The following is a 22,908-nucleotide window of genomic DNA, read 5'->3' on the forward strand; positions in this document are numbered from 1 at the left end:
TCAATGCGTACGGCCATGCTTTTCTTTACGATAAGCGCCTGGCGGCAGGTTGAACGTGCGGGTAAAAATGCGCGTAAAGGTTTGCTGCGAATCAAAACCATACTTGAGACAAATATCATACACCTTCTGGTCGGTGTCGCGCAGGTCGCGCGCCGCCAGTTTTAGCTTCCGTTCACGCACGTAGCGCCCCAGACTCTCCCCTTTGTACTGCATAAAAAGGCGCTGCAGGTGCCACTTGGAATATCCCGCATGACGGGCAATATCATCAATACGTAACGGCTGATTCAAATTATCATCAATCCACTCGACAATCGTGTCGATAACCTGAGCGGAAATGGTCATCGTGCTCTCCCCTCTATCAAACTCGTCAGCGGCTCCCGCACCGCACATTTACGGCAACAGCAATAAGCATAGTAATAACCACACAAATTGTGAGACGGCTTATCGCATGGCCTGCAATATGCTTTTCTACCACTTCATGCGGCAGCCCTTGATTATGAGTGAGTAAGCACTCATTATAGAAAGCAAAGATACGCCGTCAAGGTACTTTTCAAAGGTTGACATTCACCGTTGCGACGCGACAACGGGCATGATTCAATCATGTTTTTACAGACATAAGGGTAACGTGTAGTGGCTCGTCCGAAGAGTGAAGACAAAAAACAAGCATTACTGGAAGCGGCAACCCAGGCGATAGCGCAATCCGGTATCGCCGCCTCAACGGCGGTGATTGCACGTAACGCAGGTGTTGCAGAAGGAACATTGTTTCGCTATTTCGCGACCAAAGATGAGCTGATTAACACGTTGTATTTGCATTTAAAGCAGGATCTCTGCCAGTCAATGATAATGGAGCTGGATCGATCCATTACCGATGCCAAAATGATGACTCGTTTTATCTGGAACAGTTACATCAGTTGGGGTCTGAACCATCCCGCGCGCCATCGGGCGATCCGTCAACTGGCCGTCAGCGAAAAGCTCACCAAAGAGACGGAACAACGGGCCGACGATATGTTCCCCGAATTGCGCGATTTATGTCATCGTTCCGTTTTGATGGTATTTATGTCGGATGAGTACCGCGCCTTCGGCGACGGCCTTTTTCTGGCGCTGGCTGAAACAACAATGGATTTCGCCGCGCGCGATCCCGCTCGCGCTGGCGAATATATTGCGCTGGGATTCGAAGCCATGTGGCGCGCGCTGACTCGCGAGGAGCAATAATGGACGGTCAAACACTGCACGCCTGGGCAAAACGCTTTGCGCTGGAACTGCCTTTTACCGAACACTGCTGGCCTTTCGGCCCACAGTACGATGTGTTTAAAGTCGGCGGCAAAATATTCATGCTGTTCACTGAACATCATTGTCGCCCAGTGGTGAACCTGAAGTCGGATCCCCAAAAGTCCCTGGTAAATCAACAAATTTACCCCAGCATTGCGCCTGGCTATCACATGAATAAGAAACACTGGATTTCAGTCTATGCGGGCGAGGATATCACCGTCTCGCTACTCAACGATTTGATAAATGACTCATGGAATCTGGTCGTAGACGGGCTGCCTAAAAGAGAGCAACTGCGCCTGCGGCCGCGCTGATGCAATAACCGTTTTCGCATTTTCCTCCCTTATCTTTTTACCGATAACCCGGTACCCTGCTGATACAAAAGGGTACTAAACCAACCAGGAGCATTTATGGATATCGTTTCTGTCGCCTTAAAGCGCTACTCCACTAAGGCGTTCGATCCCAGCAAAAAACTGACCGCCGAAGAAGCGGATAAAATAAAAACACTACTACAGTACAGCCCCTCCAGCACCAATTCCCAGCCGTGGCACTTTATTGTCGCCAGTACGGAAGAAGGCAAAGCGCGCGTAGCAAAATCCGCTGCCGGAAACTACACGTTCAACGAACGCAAAATGCTGGACGCCTCCCATGTGGTGGTCTTCTGCGCGAAAACCGCAATGGATGACGCATGGCTTGAGCGCGTCGTCGATCAGGAAGAAGCCGATGGCCGTTTCGCTACGCCGGAAGCTAAAGCAGCAAATGATAAAGGTCGCCGCTTTTTCGCCGATATGCACCGCGTCTCGCTAAAAGATGACCACCAGTGGATGGCGAAACAGGTCTATCTGAACGTCGGCAACTTTCTGCTGGGCGTCGCCGCGATGGGTCTCGACGCCGTCCCCATTGAAGGTTTCGACGCCGAGGTGCTCGACGCTGAATTTGGTCTGAAAGAAAAAGGCTATACCAGTCTGGTCGTGGTGCCGGTCGGCCATCATAGCGTCGAGGATTTCAACGCCGGGCTGCCGAAATCACGTCTGCCGCTTGAAACCACACTGACGGAAGTCTAATCCCCTGCCTAAGCCGGACGCCCGTCCGGCTTTTTTCACCTTTCTGCCAGGTTCCCCAATGATCAATGGCGCGAAGTGCCAGGTTTTACATCGCTAGTGTTAACTTTCTCTTTCAAGACATTGAAAATAAATAACATTTAAAACTGGCACGCCGTTTGCCATATCTGGATACCCCCTATCTGGATGAAGGAGAAAACGGGTGAGACATGTTTATGTAGCCAGCCATGGCCCTTTTGCCCGCGGACTTATTAACAGTCTATCGCTGCTGATTGGCGACGAACACGGCGTGACACCGGTTTGCGCCTACGATGGCGATATTGTCACCACGGAGCAGCTTGAACAAACCCTCGAAAATCTGATCGCGCAAGCCAACGGCGAAGAAGTGGTGGTGTTTACCGATCTGCTCGGCGGCAGCATCAACAATAGCGCCGCGAAAGTGCTGATGCGTCACCGTCACGTTTTTGTGGTGGCTGGCGTCAACATGACCCTGCTGCTGGAGTTTTTACTCTGTGAAGAAGAAAGCACAGACGCGGCCATTACCTACGCCACCAATGCGGCGCGTGAATCCATTGTCTTTATCAACACGCTAATAACACAACCATCCGCTGACCTACAGGGAGAATCCCATGATCAAATTAGTGCGCATTGATTACCGCCTGCTGCACGGCCAGGTGGTCTTCGCCTGGACCCGGGCGCTGGATATCGACCATATCATCGTCGCTAACGCCAACGCCGCCGGCGACGCGTTTGTCTCTATGTCATTAAGTCTGGCAAAACCCGCTGGCGTGTCGCTGGACATTATCACGGTGGAACAGGCGGCGGAAAAACTCGCCAGCGGCAAGCTGGATCACAAAAAAGTGATGGTGGTGCTGGGAAATACCGCTGAAACCCTCGCCTTCGTCGAGAAAGTGCCAGGGATTAGCGTTATCAACTACGGCGGTATCGCGCAAAAAGAGGGCGCGCAGCAGTTCGGCAAAGCCATATACCTGACCGAGCAGGAGATTGCCGATAGCCAGGCGCTAAAAGCCAAAGGCATCCGTCTGGAAATGCGCCAGGTTCCGGCCCATTCCGCCGAATTGCTTAACGATAAACTCTGAACCTGGAGGTCACTATGTTGCTCACCGCAACGCTGCTCGGCCTGATTGCCGCACTGGGCATTCTTGACGGGCGTTTACTCGGCGTGTCGATGATTGACCGTCCGCTGGTGATGTGCGCCCTCACCGGTCTGGTCTGCGGCAATTTACACGAAGGCATTCTGATCGGCGCGACGCTGGAACTGATCTTTTTAGGTAATGTCGCTATCGGCGCCGCGGTACCGCCTGATGTCGTCACCGGTTCGGTACTGGCGACCGCGTTTTCTATTATGTCCGGGCGCGGGCCCGAAGCGGCGCTGACCATCGCGATTCCTATCTCTATGCTGGCGCAGACCCTCGGCGTCCTGGTGCGCGTAGTTAACGCCCGCTTTGGCCACATGGCCGATCGTTATGCGGCGCAGGGTAATACCCGGATGGTTGCCGTTATGCACCTGGGGGGCCCAACGCTGCTCTATTTTCTAAGCGGTTTTCTGCCGGTCTTTTTCGCCATTTTGCTCGGTTCTGCCGCCGTCACCTGGTTCCTCGACGCCATTCCCGCCTTTATTACCAATGGCCTGGTTGTCGCCAGTAAGATTTTGCCGGCGCTGGGTTTCGCGTTGCTGATCAGCATGATGCTTAGCAGCAAATTAATGCCTTACCTTGGGCTGGGCTTTCTGATCGCCGCATATACCAAACTGGACATCATCGCCATCGCGCTGTTTGCCGTGGTGTTGGCTTTCATTATCAGCCAGTTTCTTAACACATCCCAACAGGAGGGCTAATCATGAGTGAAGTGACGCAGACCCTGATCGACGACGCACAGGCTCACTCGCAAAGCGAAAGCCGCATCACCGCCCGCGATTTACGCAGCGTGTTCTGGCGCTCCTTTACGTTGCAAGGATCGTGGAACTATGAACGCCAGCAGCATATGGGCTATGCCTTCGCTATGTCGCCAGCGCTAAAGCGTATCTACCAGGACCCCGCCGAACTGGGGCGCGCCTTACAGCGCCATCTGGTGCTGTTTAATACCACGCCGCATCTGTCAACGTTTGTCTTTGGCCTGTCGATTGCGATGGAGGAGGAAAATCAACGCAACCCGGACTTTAACGAAGAGTCGATCAATGCCGTTAAAACCAGCCTGATGGGGCCGCTGGCCGGGATCGGCGATTCCATCTTTTGGGGATCGCTGAAAGTTATCGCCGCCGGGATGGGGATCTACTTTGCCCAGCAGGGCAGCATTCTGGGGCCGATTCTCGCCCTACTGGTCTATAACATTCCGCACATCCTCTGCCGCTGGTACGCCCTCAAACTGGGCTACCGGGCGGGGACCACCTGGCTGATGCGCCTCTGGCAAAGCGGGCTGATGGACAGGGTGACTTATATCGCGTCAATCGTCGGGTTGATGGTCGTCGGCGCCATGACCGCCAGCATGATCGACATTACAACCCCGCTGAGCTTTACCGCCGGGCAGACTACCATGAAAGTGCAGGATTTTATTGACAAAATCCTCCCTTCCCTGCTGCCGCTGCTCTTCACGCTCGGCATGTACAAACTTATCCGTAAGGGCGTGAACATTAACTGGATCCTGTTAGGCACCGTCGCGTTTGGGCTTCTTGCCAGCGCGCTGGGCCTGCTTTGACGAGAGGTAACACTATGCAAGTAGAAGACTATATGAACGAGACGCCCCTTCGCCTGCTGGAGATGCTGACGCAGACGCGGGAAGATCTCTGGCGCGCGGCGCAGGCGCTAACGGAACGCGGCGTCACCCGCATTATTCTGACAGGCTCCGGCACGTCATACCACGGCGCGTTGACCGCTCGCGCGTTTATGCAGCGCTGGTGCGCATTGCCGGTGGATGTCTGCTGGCCGTTTATGCTTGACGACGAGACGCTTGCCCGCAGCGGCAAGGCGCTGGTTGTCGGCATCTCCCAGGGCGGCGGCAGCCTCTCAACGCTGGCGGCGATGGAGCGCGCCCGCAATGTTGGTCATATCACCGCCTCAATGGCTGGCGTGGCGCCTGCGACTATCGACCGGGCGGCGGATTATATCCTTACCGTTCCCTGCGGCGAAGAAACCGCTGGCGCGAAAACAAAAGGCTATCACTGCACGGTTCTCAATTTGATGCTGCTGGCGCTCGCCGTCGCCGGGCAGCAACAGCGGCTGGACGGCGAACAGCGCCGGTCACTGCTGCTGCGGATGGAAAAGACCTTTAACCACCTGCCCGCGCTGATTACCGCCTCGCAGGCGTGGGCGCAAACCAATGCGCTGGCGCTGCGCGATAGCGCAGATATTCGTCTGACCGGCCCGGCAACGCTGTTCGGTACGGTGCAGGAGGGTGCTCTCAAGATGCTGGAGACGTTGCGCTGCCCGGTGTCGGGCTACGAATTCGAGGAGTTTATTCACGGTATTTACAATGCCTTTAATGCGCAATCCGCACTCATTATGCTCGACCCGCAGCCTGACGCACGTCAGGATCGGCTGGCGCAAATACTCGGTGAGTGGACGCCGTCTATTTACCGCATCGGCTCGCAGGTAGAAAATAATGGTCTGAATCTGAATTTCCCGTTTGTCAATGATGAGGACTTTGCCGTCTTTGAATATATCATTCCGCTACAAATGCTATGCGCGATATTACCCCCGCAAAAAGGCATTAATCCGGCGATACCCAAAGATCCGCAATTCCATCAAAAAATGAAAAGTAAGCAAGAAATTTAATTTTTATTAATGCTCGTTATTATCCGCGCTGTTGCGGAGGACGCGCTACACGCTAAGGAGATAAATATGTCTGTTGCTCATGAAAATGCCCGCCGTATTATTAGCGATATTTTAGGTAAACAAAACATTGAACGCGTCTGGTTTGTCGGCTGCGGCGGTTCATTAACCGGCTTCTGGCCAGGGAAATACTTTCTGGACTGTGAAGCGTCAAAACTGGCTGTCGGTTATATCACCAGTAATGAATTTGTCCACGCCACACCAAAAGCATTAGGAAAAAATAGCGTCGTTATTCTTGCCTCGCAGCAGGGCAATACGGCGGAAACCGTCGCAGCTGCCCGCGTGGCGCGTGAAAAAGGAGCGGCGACCATCGGTCTGGTTTACCAACCTGACACGCCGTTGTGCGAATACAGCGACTACATCATTGAATATCAGTGGGCGCGTTATCCGGAAACGGTCGACCCTGCACAACAAAAAGCCGCATACAGCCTGTGGCTGGCGCTGGAAATTCTCGCCCAAACAGAGGGCTATGCGCAATACGATGAGTTAGTCAGCGCGTTTGGGCGCTTTAGCGACGTTGTTCACGGCGCCCAACGGCAGGTACAAGAAGATGCTCAGCGTTTCGCCGCCGAATGGAAGGATGAGAAGGTGGTCTATATGATGGGCAGCGGCCCCTCTTTCGGCGCCGCGCATCAGGAGTCTATCTGTATTCTGCTGGAAATGCAGTGGATCAACTCCGCCAGCATACATAGCGGAGAGTATTTCCACGGACCGTTCGAAATCACCGAGCCGGGCACGCCGTTTATATTGCTGCAAAGCAGTGGTCGTACTCGCCCGCTGGACGATCGTGCGATTCGCTTTATTGAACGCTATCAGGGAAAACTGCAGTTGATCGATGCGGATAAACTCGGCGTTCAGGATCTGTCCACCGACGTTGGCGAATACTTCTGCGGTCTGTTGCACAACTGTGTGCTGGACGTTTATAACCTCGCTCTGGCGACAGCCCGTAATCACCCACTGACCACCCGCCGGTATATGTGGAAAGTTGAATATTAATAGTTATGCCGGATGGCGGCTTCGCTTTATCCAGCCTACAAAGCGATCTGTAGGCCTGATAAGCGTAGCGCCATCAGGCCTTTCTTCTGCGGGGCGCTAGCGCCCCTTTTTTCCTGAACTACCGCGGCTACCAGCGAAAATCCTCTATCCGTAATTCGAAAATATCGTGGATATAGCCAATTTCCGCTACCGGCAGCGCCACGTTATAAAGAATTTTCAATCGCTGAAACGAATGATTTACCATCACGATAAATTCACCATGCCGCTCGTTAAATTCCGTCATGTTTTTATAGTGGGTAATTTCATTGCGCATGACCAGTCGCTCAATCATACAGCTCAAATGAACATATAAACTAATAATCAAATTATTATTAAAGCTGAAGCCCAGCGTATTTTGCCATTCGGCAATAATCGTTTCGATATGCCCTATCGTCTTATTGGCATTGAGAATGGTCAGCGAATTAACCACATTATGCAACGAAAATTCGCGAACCATATTTTTATTAATTAACGCAATTTGTTTATCGTTAAGATAACCGCTTAATAACTGACTTAAATGCGCATACCCCTGCTCGCCAAGCAGCTCTTCAATCCCCACCCAGGGAACGCCCGCCAGCTGCGGGTCAATGGTGCCGACAACCGCAATCACTTCATACTGATTCAGCAACGAGGCCGCCATCCGGCTGTTTTTCAAACGGGTATATTCACAGGCGATAATATTAATATCAAAGTCGGTCAACTGACTTTTTTCCATCAAATTTTTAAATTTAAACGCCGTCCCGATGCCGGTAATACAGGTCACCAGCAGCGCGCGCGCTTTTTTCTGCGCGGGCCAGAAGACATCCCAGCGCGACTGATTTAACGGGACGATCTCTTCGGCGATCTGTTCGATGTTTTTTTGCAGCGCGATCTCGCTGGCCACGTTCAGCGCCAGACGCGTCGTAACGTTATCGACCACCACCAGCGGGCCATGAATTACGCTCAAAAGCGCATCGGCGATCTCTTTGGTGTATCCCATATCGATCAGCACCATGACGCCTGCGCGGGTATCCGTATGCTGGAGATAATCGACAATGGCCCGGCTGACATCGCTAAACGCGACCTCCATCGGCATATCCATCGCATGATAAATCTTTTCGCCAATCAGACGGTTCGCCACGCCTGCAATGCTGCTGGCGGTCGAATAACCATGCGCGATGATAAGCGCTTTTACCTTACCGCCGCTGGTGGCGTCAATGGCATTACTGACTATGGCCGCCACGACCAGTCTGTCGAGCGTGTCGATCAACAAATCATATTTATTATTTACCACGTCCAGCAGTTTTTGCGCCACACGCTGCGCCAGCCCCGGCGCCTCCTCCAGCCAGCGCAGCATCACATGGCGAACCGATGGCGACGCCTCCACCGGCGTTAACGGCAGGCTGGTAAGGTAACGTCCAGTGAGATAAGCGAATTCCGCATTCAGTTCGAGATCGTAATGTGCAGCGATCGCTTTCCCGACATCTTCGATAAAACGCAGCCGCTTGTCCTGACGAGCGCGAGGGCTCTCTTTATTCATTAAGGCATCGAGATATAACGTGAGGTTTTGATAGACCAGCTTGTCAAACGTCCGTGCGGAAATATTCTCCTGCGCCAGCTCTTCGCACAGGCCGCAAATGTTTTCCGTCAACCGTAAATATTCCTGATGCTGACCGGAAACTCGCGGAAAAACGCCACCTTCGCGATAAATCATGACGCGTTCCGCCGTCTGCGGAACGGTAAAGGGCACCTCCATCAGCAGACGATCCGGCAGTTGCCCGGCTTTTACTTCCAGTACCCCATCGTCACGCTGGCCGAAAGTCCAGGCGCTGGCGCAAATATTACGAATGAGATTTTCCAGGCCGCCGACATTCCCTTCCAGGGTCTCCTGCATCAGTTGGCTGATAATTTCACTATCCAGCGACAAATCGTGATGAAGACGCTGCGCCTCGCGACGAAAAAAATGGTGAATAAACGCCAGCCGCTCATACTGTCCGCGTTCGGCGATAGGCAGAATTTTGACAATGACCGGTATCCGGCGAATAAATGTCGCCAGAAAGTGCTTTTCCAGATCTTCGGTAGAGGCGAATATCAGACGTACCGTGGCGCTGCGTTCATCGCTGCTTTCGCCTAAGCGACGCCAGGTGCCGTTATCCATAAAATGGAACAGTTTTTCCTGCCCTTCCGGCGGTAGACGGTGCACTTCATCGATAAACAATAGGCCGCCATTACTGGTCTCAATTAACCCGGATACCGCTCTGTCTGCGCCGGTAAACGCACCTTTGGCATGACCAAATAATTTTGACGTCAGCAATTCCGGGTTATTAGCGTATTCGGCGCAGTTAAACACGGTAAAGGGCGCCTCCGGGGGCAAAATGCCCTGCTCGATGGCGTACTGCCAAAGCTGACGCGCCAAAAAACTTTTTCCTGTCCCCGTCGGGCCGCGCAGCAGCAAAGGCAAGCCCGCGCCGGGATAACTGATCGCCGCCTTACACTGACGCAGGGACTCCTGCAAGCTGCCCTGCGCGCCAATGAGCAGCTCCAGACTGTCCTGCCGTTCCGCGCACAGCGCCTGAATGGACGCGTAATCACTCTGTCGAACCGCCAGCCGGTGGTGACGACGTAGCGCCTCGACGGGCAGGAACAGCACCGGGCGGCTATTCACTTTGACCACCCGCTGCTCACGATGCAAGTTATTAAGATGGTGACTAATAATGCTGCGTTTTTGCCTGAGACTGTCGGCAATCGCCATTGCGCTAAACCCGCTTAACGCGTCGGCTGTTAGTGAACATCCGGCCAGCCGTAGCTCCAACTGACGAAATATGGACTCTTTATTCATACCTGCGCCCCGCCAAAAACGTAAACTCCGCTTATACGATAATTTACAAACGACGTCACAGGCTTCACCCACATTTTTGAAAATACTTACTTTTTATAAAACTTACCGTTGCGCTTTCGGCTCATCGTGTCACGAACGAACGGAGTTGGCCCTCCCTGGCGTGTCATCAAAATCGGGCGCTAAACCCAACGTTATAACGGGTTTGATTGCCATCGCTTAACCCTGCCGTTTGCGACAGCCCGGCGAAAGCGGACACCGTTGCCGACAGCGGAAAATCTGCGCCAATCGAGATATCAACCCAGTTTTTATCCTGCGTTTTTCCGTCGCGGCTAAACGTCAGAGAGGTCGATTTAAGGCCGCCGTTCGCCACATACGTATCATCGCCAAACTGACGGCGATAATTAATCTGCGCCCAGGAGTGAATGATGCTGTGGCGAAGATCCAGACGCCAGCCAGCGCTACCCACCTGCGAATGGGCGTTTTGGTCGCCAAAACGCATTGATGTACTGGTATTGAGCTTCTCGCTATAGCCATTAACGTGGCTGTAATCCCATGCATATTGCAGCATCGGTCCGGTCGTTAACCACGGCATCATGACAAAATCATAACCACTGGTTAACCTCGCGCCCCACAGCCGACCATTGGTTTCGCCCTCTTCCACCCGCCTTAGCGCACCGAGCGTTATACTGCGCTGAATGTTACTGAATTTAGCGGACAGATAGTGTAAATCGCTATCCAGCCACGCCTGACCGGCGCGTAAATGGCTGAATACGGCGGCCTGAAAACCGCGGGCGTCATAACGATAATTATCGTCAGGATGTTGCTTATCCAGAGAACCGGCTATCAGCCCTCCCAGCAGTACCTGCTCGTTAAGCTGATAATCGACGCCAACCGTCAGATTATTATGATTACCGCTCCCGTCGGCCTCATTATTATCATAACGTTGATATCCCCCGCTGTATCCGCCGAACATGCCCAGCGAACCAACAGGATTTTCCCCCTGGCGAAGCTGCTGATAACGGCTGTCAAGCGTGGTACGACTGCCTTGCGCCATCGACTGAACGCTTTGGTTCAGGTATGTCGCCTGTACCGGCGCGGCAATGATCGACTGAATATATTGCGCAATAATGGTATGGACCTGCGGACCGGGATGTAAATGATCGGCAAACAGATAGTCCTGCGACGCATTAAATTCTGGCATTGCCGAGGAGCACGCCGAAGCGGATACGCCTGGCGGGCAGGCCATACCTACGGTATTTGTCAGACCAAACGCCTGCGGGTGGGCAAGAATTTCCTTAAAGAGGCCGTTGATATCGGCACGGGCTATATTGCCGCCGTGTTGCTCCAGCTCCTTCTCTTCCATCTGATTATAATAATCGGTCAGAGCTGACGCCTGCCCTGCCGCCTTTTCATAGCCCGCCAGCAGTTGTTCAACGAGCAGTTGCTGAATAAATGGATTGCTGCTTACCGTTGCAGCCGCCGCCAGCAGCGCCTTGCGGATCGCCTGTTGCCGACTGGCGAAATCGGGCGTAGCTCCCTCCGCCAGCGCCTCTAACGCCGCTTTTAGCGCCGGGGGTGCCGCTGCGCCCAGCCCGGCGGTGATTACCGCCTCCAGAAGCATTGGCGTCGCACTAATATCCGGTACGTTTGGCACCACGACCAGCCCGGCGCCGGCATCCAGTAACAGCCCTACCTGCGCCGCCGCGCTAGTGGCGCTATTACCGGCTATTTGCTGTGCCATGGTTGGTTGCGCGATGGCCGCCGCCAGATCGTTTCCGCCGACCCAGTGAATATACAAACCGTTGTGGTCGGCTTTTCCCCCCGTTTTGGCAAGCCACTGCCGTACCTGATCCGCGGTATTATCCTGCGGGTTTAATTCCGGGGTCGCCGTCGCGCCGCCGGCGGCATAATTAGAACCGCCATTGCTGGAAGGGCTTAATGCCAGCCCATATCGTTCGGCCAACTGTTCGTCGTAGAGCTTATTTTGACCACTATCCCAGGTCCAGCGACCGTTATTTCCGGTATCGCTAAGGCTATCGCCAATTACCGTAAGAGAGTCAAACGCACAGGCAGATAATGGCGCGGCCAGCGCCAGCGAGAGTATGCCGTATTTTAGCAGGGTACGCTTTTGGGTCATCCGATGTTCCTTAATGTTATTGTTGATAGGTACGACGGTGCTAATCATTATCCGACAGAGATATTGCAATCGTTTTAAACATCTGGTTAAAAAGTTTTCATTCATTGTTGACGTACTGGCGCCTGTTCAAAAAGAGGGAACCGCGTAAAATAACGACGTTTATAGGGCGCTGGATAAAATATAGCGTATGGATAACCCCAGAGGCGCTTTTACCCGTCTGTTGCTGATTATGCCTGAAGCGCAGGCGTCCTGATTTGCATAAATGCCATTCAGCAGTCATCATAGGCTGCTGTTTATAAAGGAGAGATTATGCAGGAATTGATATCCCAGGTAGAAAATTTAGCGGGAATTGAAATGAATCACACCACGTCGCTGGTGGTGATATTTGGTATTATTTTTCTGACAGCAGTTGTCGTGCATATTATTTTGCACTGGATAGTACTGCGCGCTTTCGAAAAACGTGCCAACGCCAGTTCCCGCCTGTGGCTGCAAATTATTACCCAGAATAAATTATTCCATCGTCTGGCTTTTACGCTGCAAGGCATCATTGTCAATATTCAGGCCGCGCTCTGGCTACAAAAAGGCAGTGAGGCTGCGGATATCCTGACGACCTGCGCGCAGTTATGGATTATGACCTACGCCCTGCTGTCGTTATTTTCTCTGCTGGACGTGATTTTCAATCTATCGCAAAAATGGCCCGCCGCCTCTCAGTTGCCGCTAAAAGGAATATTTCAGGGCATTAAGCTCATCGGCGCAATTATCGTCGGCATTCTGATGATCTCACTGCTGATTGGCCAGTCACCAGCAATTTTAATCAGCGGGCTGGGCGCGATGGCCGCGGTATTAATGCTGGTCTTTAAAGACCCGATTCTTGGCCTGGTTGCCGGTATCCAGCTTTCCGCCAACGATATGCTCAAACTGGGCGACTGGCTGGAGATGCCAAAATATGGCGCAGATGGCGCGGTCATTGATATTGGCTTAACCACGGTAAAAGTACGCAACTGGGATAATACCATCACCACCATTCCCACCTGGTCACTGGTTTCCGACTCGTTCAAAAACTGGAGCGGCATGTCTGCGTCCGGCGGACGCCGGATTAAACGCAGTATTAATATTGACGCGACCAGTATCCATTTTCTGGATGATGATGAAAAACAGCGGCTGTTAACCGCGCAACTGTTAAAGCCGTACCTTACCAGCCGTCATCAGGAAATCGATGAATGGAATAAACAACTGGATGCGCCGGAATCAGCCTTAAATCACCGCCGAATGACCAATATCGGGACATTTCGCGCCTATCTGAACGAATATTTACGCCACCATCCGCGCATCCGTAAAGATATGACGCTGATGGTACGCCAACTGGCGCCTGACGATCATGGTTTGCCGATAGAGATCTACGCCTTTACCAATACCGTCGTGTGGCTGGAATATGAGAGCATCCAGGCCGATATTTTCGACCATATTTTTGCCGTGGTGGAAGAGTTTGGCTTGCGTATTCATCAGACGCCGACCGGCAGCGATATTCGTGCGCTGTCAGGGACATTGCGGCATTAATGGATTGCCCGATCGCATGAGCATGGGATCGGGCAAAAAAGTTAATGAGCCTTACGGCGCAAAACGGTAAACGCGATAAACAGGAATACAATCCATACCGGCAGCAAAATCGCCGACAATCGCATATCGTCCATCGTACACATTAACACCAGAATCAGCGCCAGAAACGCAATGCACAAATAGTTTCCGGCGGGATAGAACAGCGCCTTAAATTGCGTCTCGCGCCCTTTACGACGCATCGCCGCGCGAAAACGTAAATGCGCGAGACAGATCATTATCCAGTTTAGCAATAGCGTCGCGACAACCAGCGCCATCAACAGGCTAAACGCTTTTTGCGGCAACAGATAGTTGATCAGCACCACCAGCGAGGTAATCGCTCCGGAAAGTATCAGCGAGTTCACCGGCACGCCGCGATGGCTGACGCGGGTTAAAAATTTCGGCGCATTGCCTTGTACGGACAGGCCGAACAGCATTCGGCTGTTCGAATAAACGCCGCTGTTATACACCGAAAGCGACGCGACCAGAATAACGAAATTCAGCGCCGAAGCCACCACATTACTGTCCAGGTTATGGAAGATCATCACAAAAGGGCTGCTATTGGATTTCACCTCTACCCATGGATAGAGCGCCAGCAACACCACCAGCGAACCGATGTAGAACAGCAAAATACGGTATACCACCTGATTCACCGCTTTCGGAATGCTTTTTTGTGGATCGCGCGCTTCCGCCGCAGTAATGCCGATCAGCTCCAGTCCGCCAAAAGAAAACATAATCACCGCCAGCGACAGAAGCAAACCATGCCAACCGGTAGCGAAGAAACCGTTATAACGCCAGAGGTTATCAATGCTGGCATGTTCGCCGCCGTGGCCGGAGAACAGCAGCCACAGACCAAAACCTATCATGCCGATAATCGCCAGCACTTTAATGAGCGCGAACCAGAATTCCGTTTCGCCATACAGACGAACGTTCACCAGATTTACGGCATTAATGATAATAAAAAACGCCGCCGCCCAAATCCATGTTGGTACGTCAGGCAGCCAGTACTGCATATAGATGCCCGCCGCGGTCAGCTCCGCCATCCCGACCAGCACAAACATGACCCAATAGTTCCAGCCCGACAAAAAGCCCGCAAACGGCCCCCAATATTTCCAGGCGAAGTGGGCAAACGATCCGGAAACCGGCTCTTCCACGACCATTTCACCCAACTGGCGCATAATGAGAAAAGCGATAATCCCGGCAACGCCATAGCCCAACAAAACAGCCGGCCCCGCCATTTGAATCGCCGGGCCGATGCCCAGAAACAGTCCGGTGCCAATGGCGCCGCCCAGCGCGATTAGCTGAATATGGCGGTTTTGCAACCCCCGTTGAAGCGTCGGTTCATTTTTCGACGCGGCATCCGACACGCTGGCGCCGGATGCAGTTGACGCGTTTTTCACGTCCTACCCCTGTATCGTTTTTATTGAGGGGCACCTTTTAACATTTCGCTCTCGCTGCCGCAAGGCGCAATCGTTTGTCAAGGCTCAACTCCGGACGTTAACGTTATCGTGTAAAAAAAGATGTCGCGAGGAGTAAAAAGAAAAGAGTGCGCGCCGATATAGAACGTTACGGGTGACAGACGCCGAGTATAAAATATGTGAATAACTCTGGACGAAAAGTACGACACCCTACAGAATACATTTAGTATTTTTTCAGTATTTTCAAAAAGGTGAATCAGACCTGGTATCTGTTATCCGTTTTTGAGCCACGCCAGGCATCAACGTCATGAATAAGATCATCAAACGTTTAGAGATCATCAAAAGCGCCATTGAACTTGAGGACGAAGAGATTATCCGTCAGCAGCTCATCTACCTGAAAAATGAGCCGCAGGATGCCGTAATCAGCGCGATTGCCCAGGCAATTGAAGCTCGTCGATTCAGTGACGCCATGCAAGAGATCGCCGCCTGGCTACAGGCTCAACGGGCGCTCTCGACGTGGCAAGATCCCTCTATTGCCGCCAGTAAGCTGGAGCTGAAAGCGCTTGAAGCCCAACTTCGCGATCTGATTGACAAACGAAATGCGCGGGTACAAATCCTCGACGATTTCAACGACCTCTATCATCTGCGCCTCGGGCCGTTGATGAGCCGTATTCTGGAGTTGCGTAAACAGCTCGCGGTGAGTATGCAGCGTAAGCAAGAGGCCGAAATAAAACGCCGGGAAAAGGATTATCAATCCTGCCTGCAATTTATTTCCCAGGCCGTGGATCAACTGGCAACGCTAAAACAGCAGTGGACAGGATTGAATGCCGCCTCGCGCGAAGCGGTGGGCATCCGTCAGCGAATCCAGCAGCAGACGGAGTTAATCACCGCGTTGCTGGCGGAAATTCGCGAGCTGGAAGCGGATTTTTCCCATCAGGACGACAGCGCATTCCGCCAGGCGCAGGAAAATGCGGAACAGGACTATCACCAGTACCGGGAGCAGCAGCAGGAAGCACAATTCCGCTACGCCCGCGATCAACGTTTGTCGGCTGACGAACGCAGTGAATTAAAACGTTTGTGGCGTCAGGCCAGCCGCCTATGTCACCCGGATGTGGTCGCCGATGAATTAAAAGAAAAAGCGCACCAGATGATGGTACAGCTTAATCAGGCGCGGCAGAATGCCGATCTGGCGGCAATTCGCGCGTTATTGACGCAGCTGCAAAGCGGTCTGGAACCGATGATGGCAAGCGACAGGCTAAATAATCTGGAACATCTGCGCCATAAAATACGCCAGCTCCGCACGCAAATCGACGCGCTGTTGAAAGAGATAACGCAACTGGAAACGGAAAACGCCTGGCGGCTCGCCTCTTCCGTTGCGGATAAGGAAGCCTATTTCTCCGAGCAGGAACGGGCGCTAACCGAAATTCGCAATACGCTGGAGGCGCAGGTTCAACAGGTGGAACAGGAACTTCTGTCAGGGTAGTTCATCAACACATTGTCGGATGGCGCAAGCGCCACCCGACGAATCGCGGCATAAAGAGGGTAAGAGGGTCGCTACTGTCGCTGTAAAAGTAACGAACGGGCGGAATCCGCCATGATCATCACCGCACCTGCCAGCATTAACGTATCTTTTAATACCAGCCGCCCGGCGCCCGATAAATACGGAAAACCATAATGCGCATCGCCCAGCGGCATAACCCAGGCCTCCGGCGTAGTGATTAAAAACGACAGCGTGACAAATGGCGTCAGGAATGCCAGCACGCCGCCTGCCAGCCCTAACCAGCGGCTGACAGGGTTAGCCAGTACCAGCGCCGCGATAATCAATTCCACCACGCCCAGACCATCCGAAAACGCATACGTATTATTGGCCGTTTGCCAGGCGCGTTCCTCCGGTTTTAGTTCACCCTCATGAGTCAGATGCTGACGATATTCTTCAGGATGTTCATAGAAAAAAGACATAAACGGGCTGTTCGCCACAAACGGGGTAATACTGTCTGCCTCATAGGGCACAAATTTTAGTAGTCCAATCCAGATAAAAACGATGGCGATACTCAGGCGAATTAATGTTAATCCCAGCCGATCCCCCTGACTTAACAGACGAAGATATTTATCCATCTCAGGCTCTCCTTATTTATATAATATCGCAGTGGCGTAACCCGTATTATCAATACGCATGGACGTAATTTTCCATGACGACGCCTGTTTACTTTGCGCCAGTCTGGCAATAGCGTCTTCAAGCATTGACGGCGTTGCTGACACCGCAGAAACGCTGATATATTCAACGTCAGTTAGCGGCTGGGCGGAGGCGGAAAACGCCAGCGGCGCAGCCAATAATGAAGCAATAAGCGTGGTAACTTTTAACATCGAGATTTCCAGTCGTGGGTTATTTCAATGGTGTTATAATACGTTACGCCTGACTAAAGCCTTTTCTTTCAGACGCCAGCATATTTGTCCTGGCGTATTTTTATAGCCTGACAGGCAAAAAAAAGCCCTGATTAACAGGGCTACGTTATTTATGTTTTACTTAATGAGAGAGAAGAGATCGTTTAAAGACTCACTCATTGTAGGATGGGTAAATATCTGGTCGCGTAACACCGTATAAGGTAAATCTGCATCCATAACGGTTTTAACGATATTAATCATTTCATGAGAATCAACGCATAACAATGACACCCCTACAATACGCTGCGTATTCACGTCCACTACCGCTTTTAGTACGCCACGGGTATCGTTCATAACACGGGCGCGAGGGATCGCCGCCACCGGTAATGTCACCACCTGCACCGTTGCGCCGCTTGCCCGCGCTTGTTCTTCCGTCAGCCCGACACGAGAGAGCGGCGGCGTCATAAAGACGGAATACGGGACGTTCTGGCGATCGCGGGTACTGCGTTTGCCATCTCCCAATAACCCGTCGCGTACAATACGAAAATCATCCAGTGAAATATAGGTAAACTGCAACCCACCGGTAACGTCGCCCATCGCCCAGATATTGTCCGCCGTGGTACGCAGGTAATCATCCACGATGATCCCGCCGCGTTCGTTCACCGCCACGCCGGCGTTCTGCAACTGTAAGCCAGCCGTCGCCGGTTTTCGCCCCGACGCCACCAGCAGGGCATCCATAAGATGCGCGCCTTCCGGTGTTTCTACTTGTACCGCGCCCTCCTTTGAGGATACGGCCTGTACGTTGGCGTTTAAAATCAGCTCGACGCCCTTTTCCTGTAAAATACGGGTAATTGCCTGCGCGATATCCCGATCTTCACGAGGCAGGAATTGCGGCGCTGCTTCAAAGATAGTGACCTTCGTACCGAAGTTGGCGAACATTGAGGCAAATTCAAGGCCAATATAACCACCGCCTAAAATCCCCAGGCGCGCCGGACGCTGGCTCAGGCTGAGTAGTCCGGTGCTATCGAACACCCCTGCCGTCGTTGTTAAGCCCGTAATAGCCGGGATCACCGACTCTGCGCCAGTATTAATGAAGATCTTTTCTCCCCGTAACACCCGCTCGCCGTCCGCCTGAAATACCCGTAAGGTATGGTTATCAATAAACTCCGCCCTTCCCTCAATCACATCGACATTGTCCAGGTCGGCAAGATTATGAAAATTTTTGTCGCGTAAAAAATTTACGACCGCCGCTTTGCGTTGCATGGCGACAGAAAAATCGCCCTCACGTTCCGCGTCATGCACCAGCGTTTTCGTTGGAATACAGCCAATGTTGATGCAGGTTCCGCCGAACATACTGGCGGACTGTTCGATAATCGCCACGCGCCATCCCGTCTTCGCCAGAGTTGCCGCCAACGTTTTTCCTGCCTTGCCAAAACCAATAATGAGCGCCTGATACTGTGTCATCTTCTTTCTCCGCCAAATCACCATCTGTTTGTCAGGACAAGTATAAATAACGTCAAAAAAAACAGGGTTATCCGCAACGCGTCATTTTTTGTCTTATCGTCTAAATTGGCGGTTAGCAAAAACAAGAGTAGAAATGACATTGAGTCCGAAATATAGTGATCAGAGACAGAAATGGTTATCCCTATTTTTGAAAAAGAATCTGTTCTGGAGTCTATATGGATGCGCTTAGTCGGCTATTGACGCTTAACGCCCCTCAGGGCTCAATCGACAAGAATTGCCCGTTAGGCGGCGACTGGCAGTTGCCGCACGCCGCTGGCGAACTATCGGTGATTCGCTGGCATACCGTTACGCAGGGCGAAGCGCAACTGGAAATGCCTACCGGCGACGCCATGACGCTTACGCCGGGAAAGGTGGTGATTCTGCCGCAAAACTCCGCCCACCGTTTGCGCCAGTCTGGCGAAGCACCGACACATATCGTGTGCGGTAGTCTACGTCTGCACACGACGTCACGTTATTTCCTTACCGCGTTGCCGGAAGTGTTATGTCTTGCCCCGCCGCCGCATAGCCCCGCCAGTATCTGGATTAACGCCGCCATTTTGCTGTTACAGCAGGAGTCAGAACGCCATTTACCTGGCGCTGATGTCTTATACAGTCAGCAGTGCGCCACGCTGTTTACCCTCGCCGTTCGCGACTGGCTATCGCAGGCTGGCACGGCGAAAAGCGTGCTCAATTTATTGCTGCATCCCCGGCTGGGCCGCGTGATCCTTCACATGCTGGAAACACCGGCGCATCCCTGGACGGTCGAAACGCTGGCGCAACGGGTACACATGTCGCGGGCGAGCTTCGCCCAGCTATTTCGCGACGTGTCCGCTACGACGCCCTTAGCCGTGTTAACAACGCTGCGCCTGCAAATCGCCGCCCAGACCCTGTCGCGTGAAGCGCTGCCGGTGATGGTGATTGCCGAGTCGGTAGGTTATGCGAGCGAATCTTCTTTTCACAAAGCTTTTGTCCGTGAATTCGGTTGTACACCAGGCGAGTACCGCAAACGGGTCAACGCGCTCGGACGATAAGCGTATACTGAACCCGCCTGCAGTTTGACGCCGCAGGCGGGCGACACACGTTATGCCGCAAGGCGACGATGCCTGCGCAGCCACATCAGCTTGTAGGCTGTCGGAATGATGAACAGCGACAGCAACGGCGCGGTAACACGGCTCATCACCTCAGAACCCGCGCCGGTCCCCCATAAAACAGGTAGCAGACCGGCGATAATCACCGCTACCGTCATGGCTTTTGGCCGCACCCGGAGCACCGCCCCGTGGTAGAGCGTTGAGTTTTTCTGCCGAAAAGGTGTTGGGAGCTTGCGCTTTGAAGGCCGCGCCTGCTGAATCACCGGCGATCCCATCATGCTGCGCAGATCGATCAGTAATTTACTCTCTAATGCGATGCGCTATACGCCGCCGGGTAAAACCATTACTCTTCGGATAAAAGAAGCGGACGACCAGATACATATTATTGTTGAAAACCCCGGTACGCCAATCGCGCCGGAACATTTGCCGCGCCTTTTCGATCGTTTTTATCACGTTACTCCCTCCCGCCAGCGTAAAGGGGAAGGCCGCGGTATAGGCCTGGCAATTGTAAAATCCATCGTCATTGCGCATCAGGGAAAAGTTTCTGTCACCTCCGATACGCGCGCTACTCGTTTTATTTTGACATTACCCAAACACCTCCGTTGAACTGTAGCGATAGTGAAAGGCGCTATCACTAGCCAGCAAAATAATCTGATATAATCGTCATTATCCCGTCACGCGCCAGACCCAACAACTGTTTTATTATTTCTCTTATTAACCCACACCGGAGAAATAAGATGAATAAGTTTACATCCCTTTTAGCTGTCGTTTTTTTATTTCAGCTGGCGTAAACACCGCAGAGAAAATGGAATCCCGCCAATTATCCGCTACAGCACATGAGATGATGAATAACGGTGACGCCTTCGCGCATCAGCAAATGGCTCAGACACAGAAACCCAGCGCCCCGACTACTGTGGAAAATGCGACACCCTTTTCTGAAATGGACGACTATGAAAAAGCAATGGTCATCCATCAATCGATGAATAATGCCCATTCTTTCTCCCACGAGATCCAGGCTGAGGAGCACCATAAACAGATTAAACGCAATTAGTTATTTGCATATTAGCGTCACGTACTGCGGATGGCGCAACGTCGCCGCCGCAGAAGCTTACGGATTAACATAATTTTGAGAGGTTAAATGGCGCGCCCTGCTGGATTCGAACCTGCGACCCACGGCTTAGATGTTTCTGGAACTACCTGAGCTAACAACAAGTTATCCCATTACTACGGCACTCACACTCGCCCCATCTTCGAAAAACATGCAAAGCCTTGCAAGCCGATGCAAAGCTTTGTGTGTCCCGTTTTTGTCCCAACCCACTTAGCAATCAGTAGCCCCAATTGATCGGTAACAACGATCAATTAATAAGATAACAATAAGTTTAAACTATCAAATATCACATTATTGATCGTTTATATCGATCAAATCAATTTGTAGTGCTACACTCCAGACCTTTCCGAATCCGCTGATTTTCATAATGTTGAAGTTATTCGCTAAGTACACATCGATCGGTGTTCTTAACACGCTTATTCATTGGGGCGTATTTGCTTTTTGTGTGTATGGGATGCATACGCATCAGGCGCTGGCGAACTTTTCCGGTTTTGTTATCGCCGTATCGTTCAGCTTCTATGCCAATGCGCGCTTCACCTTTAACGCCAGCACCACCACGCTTCGCTACATGATGTACGTGGGATTTATGGGAACACTGAGCGCCGTTGTTGGCTGGATGGCTGACAAATGTTCCCTGCCGCCACTCCTTACTCTTGTCACCTTTTCAGCTATCAGCCTGACATGCGGATTCATTTATTCAAAGTTCATTGTCTTTAGGGATGCGAAATGAAAGTCTCGTTAGTCGTTCCGGTCTTCAATGAAGAAGCCACGATACCTATTTTCTATAAAACGGTTCGCGAGTTTGAAGAGCTAAAACCGTATGAAGTTGAGATTGTTTTCATCAACGACGGAAGCAAAGATGCGACTGAATCAATAATTAACAAAATAGCTGCATCTGATCCGCTCGTTATTCCGCTTTCGTTTACGCGAAACTTCGGTAAAGAACCAGCTCTTTTCGCGGGTCTCGACCATGCAACCGGGGATGCGGTCATTCCTATTGATGTCGATTTACAGGATCCGATAGAAGTTATCCCCCATCTCATTGAGAAGTGGCAGGCTGGCGCAGATATGGTGCTGGCTAAGCGCTCAGACCGCTCAACTGACGGGCGCATGAAGCGTAAGACAGCTGAATGGTTTTATAAGCTGCATAACAGAATAAGCAGCCCGCAGATTGAGGAAAACGTAGGAGACTTCCGCCTGATGTCTCGTGAGGTTGTAGAGAACATCAAGCTCATGCCTGAGCGCAACCTGTTTATGAAAGGGGTTTTATCATGGGTTGGGGGTCGCACTGAAGTTGTTAAATATGCACGTGCTGAACGAATTGCCGGGGTGTCAAAGTTTAATGGATGGAAATTGTGGAATTTGGCTATAGAGGGGATCACAAGTTTCTCTACGTTCCCGCTACGTATGTGGACTTATATCGGATTAACCGTTGCTGGAATGGCGTTCCTTTACGGAGCATGGATGATATTTGAAACATTGGCATTCGGTAACCCTGTCCGTGGTTATCCATCAATTCTGGTTTCAATTCTTTTCCTGGGAGGAGTTCAGTTGATTGGAATTGGGGTGCTTGGAGAGTATATAGGTAGAATATATATAGAAACAAAATGCCGCCCAAAGTACTTAGTAAAAAAACAACCAAAATAAATAA

Annotated in this window: 22 protein-coding genes and 2 pseudogenes; 16 read left to right on the forward strand and 8 right to left on the reverse strand. The window is 52.0% G+C overall.

The features are described from left to right. Entirely contained in the window at positions 1-342 is a 342-nt protein-coding gene (locus NA330_RS11110) for a RamA family antibiotic efflux transcriptional regulator (RefSeq protein ID WP_000155633.1), read from the reverse strand. A 288-nt stretch (positions 343-630) separates the two neighbouring features. On the opposite strand from NA330_RS11110, the gene NA330_RS11115 reads away from it, so the two are divergent. The 9 genes from NA330_RS11115 to NA330_RS11155 all read left to right on the forward strand — a co-directional run bounded on the left by NA330_RS11115 (position 631) and on the right by NA330_RS11155 (position 7,171). Beyond that, positions 631-1,212 carry a TetR/AcrR family transcriptional regulator gene (locus NA330_RS11115; protein WP_000113609.1) on the forward strand — a complete coding sequence of 194 codons (582 nt, stop codon included), beginning with the start codon at positions 631-633 and terminating at the stop codon, positions 1,210-1,212. Further along, entirely contained in the window at positions 1,212-1,580 is a 369-nt protein-coding gene (locus tag NA330_RS11120; protein ID WP_000348999.1) for an MmcQ/YjbR family DNA-binding protein, read from the forward strand. The genes NA330_RS11115 and NA330_RS11120 overlap by 1 nt, the downstream gene beginning before the upstream one ends. A 96-nt stretch (positions 1,581-1,676) precedes the next feature. Beyond that, entirely contained in the window at positions 1,677-2,330 is a 654-nt protein-coding gene (nfsB, locus tag NA330_RS11125) for an oxygen-insensitive NAD(P)H nitroreductase (protein WP_017441641.1), read from the forward strand. Positions 2,331-2,529: 199 nt separating this feature from the next. Continuing rightward, positions 2,530-2,979, forward strand: a complete 450-nt coding sequence (locus NA330_RS11130) for a PTS sugar transporter subunit IIA (RefSeq protein ID WP_001216659.1) — start codon at positions 2,530-2,532, stop codon at positions 2,977-2,979. Next, positions 2,957-3,427, forward strand: coding sequence for a PTS sugar transporter subunit IIB (locus tag NA330_RS11135; protein WP_000594177.1), 471 nt, complete (start codon positions 2,957-2,959; stop codon positions 3,425-3,427). Before NA330_RS11130 ends, NA330_RS11135 begins: the two co-directional genes overlap by 23 nt. A gap of 14 nt (positions 3,428-3,441) precedes the next feature. Beyond that, a complete protein-coding gene (locus tag NA330_RS11140; protein ID WP_000927523.1) occupies positions 3,442-4,185 on the forward strand; it encodes a PTS mannose/fructose/sorbose/N-acetylgalactosamine transporter subunit IIC in 744 nt (247 codons plus the stop codon). 2 nt (positions 4,186-4,187) lie between these two features. Beyond that, complete coding sequence (locus NA330_RS11145; RefSeq protein ID WP_000005802.1) at positions 4,188-5,042, forward strand: PTS system mannose/fructose/sorbose family transporter subunit IID; 855 nt, start codon at positions 4,188-4,190, stop codon at positions 5,040-5,042. Positions 5,043-5,074: 32 nt separating this feature from the next. Beyond that, a complete protein-coding gene (locus tag NA330_RS11150; RefSeq protein ID WP_077907239.1) occupies positions 5,075-6,118 on the forward strand; it encodes a glutamine--fructose-6-phosphate aminotransferase in 1,044 nt (347 codons plus the stop codon). 66 nt (positions 6,119-6,184) lie between these two features. Continuing rightward, on the forward strand, positions 6,185-7,171 hold the full coding sequence (locus tag NA330_RS11155) for an SIS domain-containing protein (protein ID WP_017441639.1): 987 nt from the start codon (positions 6,185-6,187) through the stop codon (positions 7,169-7,171). A gap of 127 nt (positions 7,172-7,298) precedes the next feature. Here NA330_RS11155 and NA330_RS11160 read toward each other — a convergent pair whose 3' ends face one another. After that, complete coding sequence (locus NA330_RS11160; RefSeq protein ID WP_023242159.1) at positions 7,299-10,028, reverse strand: sigma 54-interacting transcriptional regulator; 2,730 nt, start codon at positions 10,026-10,028, stop codon at positions 7,299-7,301. A gap of 166 nt (positions 10,029-10,194) precedes the next feature. Then, positions 10,195-12,165, reverse strand: coding sequence for an autotransporter domain-containing esterase (locus NA330_RS11165; RefSeq protein ID WP_023242158.1), 1,971 nt, complete (start codon positions 12,163-12,165; stop codon positions 10,195-10,197). A gap of 309 nt (positions 12,166-12,474) precedes the next feature. On the opposite strand from NA330_RS11165, the gene NA330_RS11170 reads away from it, so the two are divergent. Beyond that, positions 12,475-13,722 (forward strand): mechanosensitive ion channel family protein, encoded by a 1,248-nt coding sequence (locus NA330_RS11170; protein ID WP_023242157.1) that lies wholly within the window; start codon positions 12,475-12,477, stop codon positions 13,720-13,722. Positions 13,723-13,763: 41 nt separating this feature from the next. On the opposite strand, the gene pheP is transcribed toward NA330_RS11170, so the two are convergent. Further along, on the reverse strand, positions 13,764-15,158 hold the full coding sequence (gene pheP, locus NA330_RS11175; RefSeq protein WP_000786283.1) for a phenylalanine transporter: 1,395 nt from the start codon (positions 15,156-15,158) through the stop codon (positions 13,764-13,766). Positions 15,159-15,483: 325 nt separating this feature from the next. Between pheP and NA330_RS11180 the strand changes: the two genes are divergently transcribed. After that, positions 15,484-16,659 carry a DnaJ family molecular chaperone gene (locus tag NA330_RS11180; RefSeq protein ID WP_001033457.1) on the forward strand — a complete coding sequence of 392 codons (1,176 nt, stop codon included), beginning with the start codon at positions 15,484-15,486 and terminating at the stop codon, positions 16,657-16,659. 71 nt (positions 16,660-16,730) lie between these two features. On the opposite strand, the gene rclC is transcribed toward NA330_RS11180, so the two are convergent. The 3 genes from rclC to rclA all read right to left on the reverse strand — a co-directional run bounded on the left by rclC (position 16,731) and on the right by rclA (position 19,022). Then, entirely contained in the window at positions 16,731-17,291 is a 561-nt protein-coding gene (gene rclC, locus NA330_RS11185) for a reactive chlorine resistance membrane protein RclC (RefSeq protein ID WP_000362177.1), read from the reverse strand. 12 nt (positions 17,292-17,303) lie between these two features. Beyond that, on the reverse strand, positions 17,304-17,540 hold the full coding sequence (gene rclB, locus NA330_RS11190) for a reactive chlorine resistance periplasmic protein RclB (RefSeq protein WP_000922170.1): 237 nt from the start codon (positions 17,538-17,540) through the stop codon (positions 17,304-17,306). Positions 17,541-17,696: 156 nt separating this feature from the next. Then, positions 17,697-19,022, reverse strand: a complete 1,326-nt coding sequence (gene rclA / locus NA330_RS11195; protein WP_023206881.1) for a reactive chlorine resistance oxidoreductase RclA — start codon at positions 19,020-19,022, stop codon at positions 17,697-17,699. 215 nt (positions 19,023-19,237) lie between these two features. Here rclA and rclR point away from each other — a divergent pair, with 215 nt between their 5' ends. Next, entirely contained in the window at positions 19,238-20,092 is an 855-nt protein-coding gene (gene rclR / locus NA330_RS11200) for a reactive chlorine-specific transcriptional regulator RclR (protein ID WP_000339618.1), read from the forward strand. A gap of 50 nt (positions 20,093-20,142) precedes the next feature. On the opposite strand, the pseudogene NA330_RS11205 reads toward rclR, so the two are convergent. After that, positions 20,143-20,403: pseudogene (locus NA330_RS11205) on the reverse strand (hypothetical protein); the annotation flags it as partial. On the opposite strand from NA330_RS11205, the pseudogene NA330_RS11210 reads away from it, so the two are divergent. From NA330_RS11210 to NA330_RS11225, 4 genes and pseudogenes are all read left to right on the forward strand, one after another. Next, positions 20,381-20,755, forward strand: a pseudogene (locus NA330_RS11210) (ATP-binding protein); the annotation flags it as partial. The pseudogenes NA330_RS11205 and NA330_RS11210 sit on opposite strands and share 23 nt — an antisense overlap. 199 nt (positions 20,756-20,954) lie before the next feature. Further along, positions 20,955-21,200: a copper-binding protein gene (locus NA330_RS11215; RefSeq protein ID WP_000445906.1), complete on the forward strand. Its 246-nt coding sequence runs from the start codon at positions 20,955-20,957 to the stop codon at positions 21,198-21,200. A 424-nt stretch (positions 21,201-21,624) separates the two neighbouring features. Next, the gene (locus tag NA330_RS11220; protein ID WP_000915525.1) at positions 21,625-21,987 is read left to right on the forward strand and encodes a GtrA family protein; all 363 of its coding nucleotides are present in this window, start codon (positions 21,625-21,627) and stop codon (positions 21,985-21,987) included. Beyond that, positions 21,984-22,904 carry a glycosyltransferase family 2 protein gene (locus tag NA330_RS11225; protein ID WP_023242154.1) on the forward strand — a complete coding sequence of 307 codons (921 nt, stop codon included), beginning with the start codon at positions 21,984-21,986 and terminating at the stop codon, positions 22,902-22,904. The genes NA330_RS11220 and NA330_RS11225 overlap by 4 nt, the downstream gene beginning before the upstream one ends. The last annotated feature ends 4 nt before the right edge of the window (positions 22,905-22,908 follow it).

The sequence above is a fragment of the Salmonella sp. NW722 genome, assembly GCF_051702785.1.
Taxonomy (GTDB): Bacteria; Pseudomonadota; Gammaproteobacteria; order Enterobacterales; family Enterobacteriaceae; genus Salmonella; species Salmonella enterica.